General features: G+C 55.7%; 8 protein-coding genes. All 8 read left to right on the top strand.

Annotated features, from left to right (window positions below; translation table 11 throughout):
* Positions 1 to 752: YdcF family protein (locus tag ABWO67_RS17745; RefSeq protein WP_353154156.1), on the top strand; the 752-nt coding region annotated here is incomplete at its 5' end.
* Between the two features lie 27 nt (positions 753 to 779).
* A complete protein-coding gene (locus tag ABWO67_RS17750) occupies positions 780 to 1745 on the top strand; it encodes a LysR substrate-binding domain-containing protein (RefSeq protein WP_353154159.1) in 966 nt (321 codons plus the stop codon).
* A gap of 171 nt (positions 1746 to 1916) precedes the next feature.
* A complete protein-coding gene (locus tag ABWO67_RS17755; RefSeq protein WP_353154162.1) occupies positions 1917 to 3011 on the top strand; it encodes an ABC transporter substrate-binding protein in 1095 nt (364 codons plus the stop codon).
* A gap of 17 nt (positions 3012 to 3028) precedes the next feature.
* Positions 3029 to 4756 (top strand): ABC transporter permease, encoded by a 1728-nt coding sequence (locus tag ABWO67_RS17760; RefSeq protein ID WP_353154165.1) that lies wholly within the window; start codon positions 3029 to 3031, stop codon positions 4754 to 4756.
* Complete coding sequence (locus ABWO67_RS17765) at positions 4749 to 5837, top strand: ABC transporter ATP-binding protein (protein WP_353154167.1); 1089 nt, start codon at positions 4749 to 4751, stop codon at positions 5835 to 5837. The genes ABWO67_RS17760 and ABWO67_RS17765 overlap by 8 nt, the downstream gene beginning before the upstream one ends.
* 12 nt (positions 5838 to 5849) lie before the next feature.
* Positions 5850 to 7079: a CaiB/BaiF CoA transferase family protein gene (locus ABWO67_RS17770; protein WP_353154170.1), complete on the top strand. Its 1230-nt coding sequence runs from the start codon at positions 5850 to 5852 to the stop codon at positions 7077 to 7079.
* Positions 7079 to 7954, top strand: coding sequence for an HpcH/HpaI aldolase/citrate lyase family protein (locus ABWO67_RS17775; protein ID WP_353154172.1), 876 nt, complete (start codon positions 7079 to 7081; stop codon positions 7952 to 7954). The genes ABWO67_RS17770 and ABWO67_RS17775 overlap by 1 nt, the downstream gene beginning before the upstream one ends.
* Positions 7955 to 7959: 5 nt before the next feature.
* Positions 7960 to 8888 (top strand): alpha/beta hydrolase (locus ABWO67_RS17780; protein ID WP_353154175.1); only part of this gene is annotated, 929 nt, incomplete at its 3' end.

Below are 8888 nucleotides of genomic sequence, written 5' to 3' on the forward strand. Positions count from 1 at the left end.
CCATGCTCACCACTCTAAACGCCACCCTCTCTCAAGTGCTTCTGTTGCCTGGCATCCTTTTGCTGTTCATGGTCGCGGGTTGCGCTTTGCTGGCATGCCGCCTTCGCCGATCGGGCTGGACACTGCTGATTATTGGCATTGGCAGCTTGGCTGTACTAAGCATGCCTGTCACTGCCCACTACATGATACGTACGCTGGAAACGCAATCGGCAGTTAAACCTGACGCTTTAGCCAAGGTGCAAGCGATCGTGGTGTTAAGCGGAGGCATCCGGCACAGCCAGCCTGAATATGCCACCGACGTTTCCAGTGGCGCCACTCTGGAACGCTTGCGCTACGCAGCTTTCTTGTATAACCAGCACGACCTGCCCCTGCTCGTTACCGGTGGTGCCCCGTCGGGCGGAGAGCCCGAAGGCTGGGTCATGAAACGCGAACTGGAAACGGTGTTTTCAGTGCCGGTACATTGGGTAGAAACCAAGTCCATCAACACGGCGGAAAATGCAGCATTTTCCAGGGAAATCCTTCAGCCCGCAGGCGTCGATACGATTGCGCTGGTGACGCACGCCTGGCATATGCCCAGGGCCAAGCGGGCCTTCGAACGCGTGGGTTTCACGGTTGTCGCCGCCCCTACGGTTTTCCATGTTGAATCGGTTGCGGGGATAATGAATTTCATTCCCCAGGCAGCGTATTTCCAAATAGCCAATACCGCGCTACACGAGTGGATTGGAATGGTTTGGTATGAGGCGCGGAGTTAACCAGATATCACAGCATAAAGGCGTATCGTGGAACTGAGACAACTGAAGTATTTCATCGCTATCGTGGAGGCGGGCAGTTTTTCCAAGGCGGCTATTCACGCTAACGTTGTCCAATCCGCACTTTCGCAACAAATAGCAGCGCTCGAATCCGAGTTGGCCGCCCCCTTGCTGGTACGCAGCGCCAACGGCGTAAACCCGACTGCGGCAGGCGAACTGTTTTACCAGCATGCTCAGCATGTATTGCGACAAGTAGAGCATGCCAAATCGGTCATCCACAGTTGTGATAACCAGCCTAGCGGGCCGGTATCCATCGGTCTGCCCACCAGTACGGCAGCAAGCCTTTCAGTTCCCTTGATCGAGGCATGCCTTGATCGCTATCCGGGTATTCAGTTGCACATCATGGAAGGCTTGAGCCGGCAAATACATCAGGCTTTAAACAATGCCGCTATAGACATGGCCATTCAGTTCTCGGGGCAATCACTGCATGGATTCAAATCGCAGCGATTGCTCACCGAAGAGCTGTTCGTCGTAACGAGCGCCATAGGAAAAACGTCGCATCGCGGCCAAATTAACACCGTCTCCCTGGACGAGTTACGCGAAATGCGCCTGATGTTGCCGGGGCGCGGCAATGGCTTACGCGACTTGGTGGAAAGGTTGCTGAACAATATCGGAATAGCAGCCAATCCAATCGTGGAACTTGGCTCACTGACTACCATTATTGAGGCAGCGAGAAAGGGGATAGGCGCAACCATATTGCCGTGGGGGGCTTTCCAGCAAGAGTTTGCTGCCGGGCACCTATGCGCATATCGTCTTGAAGGCCTAAGCATTCCACGCAGCTTGATGCTGTGTGTGTCGGGCACCTTGCCGCTCTCCAATGCTGCCCAGACATTCCATGGCCTGGTCATTGATGTTGTAAGCCAGTTGGTGCAGCAAGGATCCTGGAAAGAGGTAAACCTGCAGACAGCCAGCCCTTCTGCTGAACAAGCTGATTAGCCTCCGTAAAAAAATTTCGGCAAGCTATCTCGAAAACAGATGGCAGCATCGGATTTGCTTACTTGCGCCCTCGCAGTGCTCCGCCCTACTCTAATAAAGCAATCAAGTTACAAAGACATCATGGGATGAAGCGATATCAACCCATCAGAATAAACTTTGGACGGAGACAACATGAAAACCCTAGCCACCAAAATGGCCGCGTGCGTGTTCGCCGCAGCCGTATCCACTCCGCTTTTTGCCCAAACCCTGCCCAGTTATTACCCGGCTGACTACACCAAGCTGGTAGAAGCATCCAAGTCCGAAGACGGCGTGCTGGTTTACTCTGTCATGTCGGCCCAGAACTGGAAGCCGGTGCTCGATACCTTTAAAGAAAAATACCCGTGGATAAAGGTCGAGACGCTTGATCTGTCGAATGAAATCTGGTCCCGCTACTATAGCGAAAAATCGGCGAAATCCCGCACTGCGGATCTGATCATTTCTTTGGGCGTCGGGCCGTGGCTGGACTTTGTCAAGAAGAACGAGGTAGCGGTTTACGAGTCACCCGAAGCACAGCATGTACCCGACTGGAGCAAGCCTTTTCCGGGCGTGTATTCGGTTTCGGCGGATCCCGTGCTGATCGCCTGGAACTCAAAGGTTTTGCCCAACCAGAAAATCACCACCATGGCCAAGGTGGCGGAACTCGCCTCCGATCCAAAGCTCAAGGGAAAACTGACAACCTATGACGCCGGCTCGGGCTCCTTGGCCGCAGTGTTTCCATGGGTATGGAGCCAGCATCATAAGGAAGATGGCTGGGCGATCCTGGATAAAGTGGGGCCGCAATCCAAACCCGAACGTTCGGGGGGCCAAATGCTGGCCAAGCTGGTTACCGGCGAATACGCGATCGCCTACCTGACGAGTGCCATTACTGTTTTGCCAAAACTGAACAGCCCAGGGGTAAAAGGCGTTATCGAGTGGAGCTTCATTACCGATGGCCAGCCGCTGTATGCGCGTGGCATGGCAGTCACTGCGACGGCTAAAAGTCCAAACTCGGCGAAACTGCTGCTTGATCATGCCATATCGCATCAAGGCCAAATCGGTTGGGGCCAAGGCGGGATGACACCCGTGCGAGAGGATATTGCCGAAGGCGACGTCCCCTTTTTCACTTACAAAGGAATCGTAAAAGCGGTGAATGGCGAAAAGAATGTTGAAGTCCTCGCCTACGATCCGAACTACGACAATGCAATCGACGACTACGTAGCAAGGTGGAAAAAGGCCTATAAGCGCTAATGGAGCCGGGCCTCAATATGGAAAACCCATTGAAATCCGGGGCCGGCCTGGCCTGGCCCCGAATCGCGGTATGGCCCGGGAAGGCATTTCAAACGGTTGTGACCCTGCTGGTTGCATTCCTGGTTCTTGCCCCCTTGCTGCCCCTGGTCATACAGGCCTTTATCGACAAACCTTTGTACGATGCCGGCCCCGGCTTCACCTTAAGCGCATTCCACCGCCTGCTGACCAACAGTGACTTTTACCTGGCGCTGTGGAACACCCTTCTCTTCGCGACAGCGTCTACCCTGATCGCCCAGTTCTTCGGCATTGCCGCGACCATACTCATAGCCCGCACCGATTTGCCTGGCCGGCGTATTGCTGGATCAATATTCATCTGGCCTTTGTTTGTTTCGCACTTGGTATTGGCATTTGGCTGGATTGTCGGCTTTGGTCCTTCTGGTTTTATATCCGGACTGGCAGCGCAGTTCTTCGGCGAGGCGCCGTGGAATTTATATAGTCTTGGGGGCTTGTCCTTTGCCGCTGGCACAGCGCTTGCACCGCTCACCTATCTATATTGCATGAGTTCGGTCAAGACCATTGATCCGGCTTTGGAGTCGGCGGCCCGCATCTCTGGCTGCGGGCCTATCAAGACGCTGTGGAAGGTAACGATGCCGTTATTGAAGCCGGCGATCTGGGCCAGCGCCACATTAAACTTCATGCTGGCTGTCGAGTTACTGGCGCTGCCTTTGCTGCTGGGCGGGCCTGCCGGCTTGCAGTTTCTGATCACCTTCCTGTACGAACAAGGCATCGAAGCCAATAGTCCCGACTATTCAGTCGTCGCCGCCTGCGCCCTGCTGCTCATCGGCGTGATTTCCCTACTGATCATGTGGCAAACGCGCAGCATGGGCGATACCCGCAAATACGTGACGGTCGGTGGAAAGGCAGCCAGGCAGCGCCTGCTGGGCCTGGGGAAGTGGAGGTGGCCACTATGCCTGGCAGTTAGCATATACCTGGGCATTACGGTGTTGTGTGTACTTGGCGCCGTCATTCTACGTTCGGCAACCAGCATGCTTTCGCCGTACATGCCCATATCCGAGCTGCTCACGTTTGAAAACTATCAGGCACTATTTTCTTTTCCCGAATATATCCGTTCAATCACCAATACCGCCTTGGTAGCGATTGTCGGTGGCGCGCTGGGCACTGTACTGGTGGCCGCGACGGCCGTCGTGTCGTTGCGTTCAGATTGGGGCCTGCGCAAGCCATTGCAATTCATTGCGCTTTACCCGCGCGCGGTCCCGGGCCTGCTGGTAGGTATTGGCGTGTTCTGGGCAGTGGCATGGATTCCGGGGCTTCAGGTCATTCAGAACACGATCTGGATTTTGATCTTCGCCGTGCTCATGCGGCATTTCCCTACAGGCCTGGGCGCTGTGACGCCTTCTCTGCATCAAATCAGCCAGGATCTGGATCGCAGCGCGCGCGTCAGCGGCGCCACCTGGCTGACAACCACCCGGCGTATTGTCCTGCCGCAGCTGTACCTGCCCTTGGCGGCCTGCTATCTGTTGCTGGTCATCCACTTCATCAAAGAATACGCCTCGGTCGTTTTCTTGTTTGGGCCAGGCTCCGAGATGCTGGGAACAACCATGCTTTCTTTCTGGGTCCAGGGGGAACAAGGTGCCGTAGCGGCACTGGCCGTATTGCAAATTGCCATGGTGGTGGTGTTGCTGGGCCTGTTCCGGCTGATATTCAAGGTAAAAATCTATGGCTGAAATTGTCATTTCTGAGCTTGTCCAACATTACGGAAATGTACCCGCCGTCAGCGGTGTATCGATACACGTCAAGGACGGCGAACTCGTATCGTTGCTGGGTCCCAGCGGCTGCGGAAAATCGACAACGCTCGCCGCGCTGGCGGGCCTGGAGCGCCCTACCAGCGGCAGTATCACAGTGGGCGGCATACCTTTCTTTGATTCACAAAAACAAATCTATCTCCCGCCAGAAGCCCGCAACTGCGGACTGGTCTTCCAGTCCTATGCGCTCTGGCCACACATGACCGTATTCGAGAACTGCGCTTTTGCGCTGAACCTCAGAAAAGTCAGCAAGGCCGATCAGAAAAAACGGGTCATGGATGCGTTGGCGCTGGTGGAAATGGAAAACTTCGCAGCCCGTTTTCCCTATCAACTGTCGGGTGGTCAGCAGCAGCGCGTGGCGCTGGCCCGAACGCTGACCTATGAGCCCACCATACTCTTGCTTGACGAGCCCTTATCCAACCTTGATGCCAAGCTGCGGGAACGAGCCCGCACATGGCTGCGCAGCCTGCAAAAAAAGGTGGGACTGACCACGGTGTTTGTAACGCACGACCAGGCCGAAGCCCTTGCCATGTCGGATCGTGTAGCAGTGATGAATGCAGGAAAAATCATCCAGTACGACACGCCTCAAGCCATCTATGACCAGCCGAAAGATCGCTTTGTCGCCGACTTCATCGGTTCAAGCGTATTGCTGCGCACCCGCGTCACTGCCAGTGCGGATGGCCGGCATACGCTGGCCCTGCCCGATGGCCAGCACATCACACTGCAACTCACTTATCCCGCCCAGGTCAATGAAAACATCGACGTGGCGATACGTGCGGAAACGCTGAACCTTGTTGCGGGAACTCCCGGCTGCACCGAGCGGGCGCTCAAAGGACAGATTTCCAATTCCAGCTATCTCGGTTCGCGCTATGAATGTGATTTCACCGTGGGCCAGACCCCTTTGCGAATAGAAACCACCATCCCCTTGACGTCGATCAGCTCGGGCGACTTATGGGCCGAGCTTGCCAACACCCGTTATGCCGCCTTTCCGGTGGATAAATAAACATAAGACACTATGCACGCACACTCCTTTGAATCCGATGCCTCGTGTCCGCTCGATGGCATCAAAGTGTTGGACTTATCCCGGCTGGTGGCTGGCAATATGCTCAGTTTGCTGCTTGCTGATTTTGGCGCCGAAGTCATCAAGGTGGAGGATCCTGTTGGTGGCGACACCTTGCGACACTGGAAAGAATATACCGATGAGTTTCCCGAGGGCATCAGTGCCTACTGGAAAGTGTATGCCCGCAACAAGAAAAGTATGACGCTTGATACGCGCCGCAGCGAAGGGATTGAACTCATGCTGCGCCTGGTGGAAACCGCCGATGTCTTCATCGAGAGCTTCCGCCCCGGCACCCTGGAAAAAATGGGGCTGGCGCCAGACATATTATTGGCCCGCAACCCAAAGCTGGTCATTGTGCGCGTGTCGGGCTGGGGCCAGACAGGCCCCTATCGCAATCAACCCGGATTTGGCAGCCTGGTCGAAGCCATGTCCGGTTACGCAGCCAAAAATGGTTATGAAAATCTTCCCCCCATGTTGCCTAACCTCGCCCTGGCAGACATGATCGCCGGTTTATACGGCGCGTTCTCGACGATGGTGGCGGTACGGGCGGCAGCGAATGAATCCGGCAAGGGTCAGATCATTGACCTGTCGCTGCTGGAACCCTTGCTGTCGATACTGGGGCCTGATGCGGTGCTGTACCAACTTACCAATGAAGTCCCGTCGCGCACCGGAAACCGCACCAGCATTGCCGCTCCGCGCAACATATATAAAACAAAAGACGGACATTATCTGGCACTGTCCGCATCGATCCAATCCATGACCGAGCGTCTGTTTGAAGCGATAGGGCGTCCCGAACTCATCAGTGATCCGCGCTTTATGACCAATTCAGACCGGCTGAACCATGTCGAAGAGCTCGACCGCATCATCCAGGATTACGTAGGACGATATACCCAGGCGGAAAACCTGGCGTATTTCCGGCAATCCGCCGTCACGATAGGCCCCGTTTACGACATAGCCCAGCTTATCGAAGATGAGCATATCGTGGAGCGCGACATCATGATCAGGATGCCCGATCAGCAGTTGGGAAGTGTGCCTATGCATAACATCATTCCCCGTCTATCGGGTACCCCAGGCCGACTGCGTCGCCCCGCACCAGATCTGGGCGAAAACACATTTGAAATCCTCTCCACCATTCACATTGACAGGGCGCAGTTTGCCGCCCTGAAAGAACAAGGAGTAGTCTGATGTCAAAGCACCCAGTTTACGAAACGTTCAATACGCTGCGCTCTTTGCTGTTTGTCCCCGCGCTAAATGACAAATTTATTGACGGCGCTCATACGCGCGGCGCTGAGGGCATCATTTTCGATCTTGAAGATTCGATTATCTATGACCGAAAGCTTGCTGCGCGCGATGCGCTGGCATCGGCGGTAGCCCGCGTGCGCCCCCATGCCTTGCCTTTGCTCGTGCGCGTCAACAATCTGCCCGAGCTCCTTGAAGATGACCTGCACGCAGCAGTCGCTGCGGGCGCCGACGCCATCCTGATACCGAAAGTCGATACGCCCGACCTATTGCGCGATGCAGACCGCATGATTACCGCATTCGAACAACAGGCCCATCGCCAGCCCGGATCGGTGAAATACATGGCGCTTATAGAGTCAGCCAAAGGCATGTTCAACATCGCGCAGATTCTGCAAACTGGAGGACGTCTGCGCGGCCTGGGGTTTGGTAGCGAAGACTTCGCCGCCAGCCTGGGTGTCGAGCCAGACGCCCAGGCTTTATCCGCGCCTGCGCAAAGCATGGCGCTTGCCGCTCGCGCCTTTGATTTGGCCGCATGGGGGCTGCCCGGTTCAATTGCCGATTTCAACGATACAGAAGCATTCGAGCAACTGGTGCGCAAAGCCAAGGCATACGGCTTTACCGGCGCGCTAGGCATACACCCCAAGCAAATCGAATTAATTAATAAGGCATTTCGTCCCAGCCCCGAAGACCTGGTCCAGGCAAAACGCATTATCGATGCTTACGAACAGGCACTAAGCAATGGCGCAGGGGCTGTCGCCCTGGACGGCAAAATGATTGATGCCCCAATCGTAGAGCGCGCGCGTCGACTGGTCGGCGCATAAAAAACATGCTCAAGCGCGTACGTGGCTACCATGTGGCCGGACAACGAGTCACCTTGTCGGGCTTGCCAATAAGCCATGTTCAAACGGCGACTAACGGCCCTTCACGCCGCTCAGACCCAAATGGCGACTACCAGACTGGACAGCTGTATGTGCAGCAATTCAGCCTGACCTCGCCACGATCGTCATACCCCTTGTTACTCTGGCATGGTGGGGGTATGACTGGCGTCACCTGGGAAGACACACCCGACGGACGCCCGGGCTGGCACGATTTTTTCATGCGTGCAGGCCACGACACCTACGTTTCCGATGCGGTGGAACGCGGCAGAGCCTCGTGGGCGCGCTATCCGGAAATCAACCCTGCCCAGCCTGAACATCGTCCCATCAACCAAGCATGGGAAATTTTCCGCTTTGGACCCGAAGGCGGCTATTCCAGCAACCCGCAAGAGCGCCGCGTCCATCCCAACCAGCAGTTCCCCACAGACGCCGTAGATCAATTCTCCAAACAGTTCGTGGCGCGCTGGACCAACAGCGATCTGCAGGCACAAACCGCCTACGACACGTTGATCAGTCAAATAGGGCCCTGCGTGATTCTTGCGCACAGCCAGGGCTGCAGCTTCGCATTAAAAGCCGCACAGCATGCCCCCGACAAGGTGAAGGCAGTCATTCTTATTGAGCCCGCTGGTGTCCCCTCGCTACCGCCCACTGCGCCGACAACGATTCCTTATCTGATCGTATGGGGAGACCACTTCGAACATAGCCCGCTTTGGCAGCAATACCGCACCAACGTTCAAGCATACGTAAATGCCCTGGAAGCACTCGGTGCCGCTGTGACGACACTCGACTTGCCGCTACGAGGCATCTACGGAAACAGCCACATGATCATGATGGACAAGAACAGCGACCAAGTCGCCGCGCTGGTTCAAGACTGGATGGA

Source organism: Pollutimonas bauzanensis, assembly GCF_040393045.1.
Taxonomy (GTDB): Bacteria; Pseudomonadota; Gammaproteobacteria; order Burkholderiales; family Burkholderiaceae_B; genus Pollutimonas; species Pollutimonas bauzanensis_A.

Bases quoted from the DNA above. Each gene is read 5' to 3' on its own strand.
- ABWO67_RS17765 (WP_353154167.1), top strand. From the start codon at position 4,749: ATGGCTGAAATTGTCATTTCTGAGCTTGTCCAACATTACGGAAATGTA.
- ABWO67_RS17770 (WP_353154170.1), top strand. From the start codon at position 5,850: ATGCACGCACACTCCTTTGAATCCGATGCCTCGTGTCCGCTCGATGGC.
- ABWO67_RS17755 (WP_353154162.1), top strand. From the start codon at position 1,917: ATGAAAACCCTAGCCACCAAAATGGCCGCGTGCGTGTTCGCCGCAGCC.
- ABWO67_RS17775 (WP_353154172.1), top strand. From the start codon at position 7,079: ATGTCAAAGCACCCAGTTTACGAAACGTTCAATACGCTGCGCTCTTTG.
- ABWO67_RS17760 (WP_353154165.1), top strand. From the start codon at position 3,029: ATGGAAAACCCATTGAAATCCGGGGCCGGCCTGGCCTGGCCCCGAATC.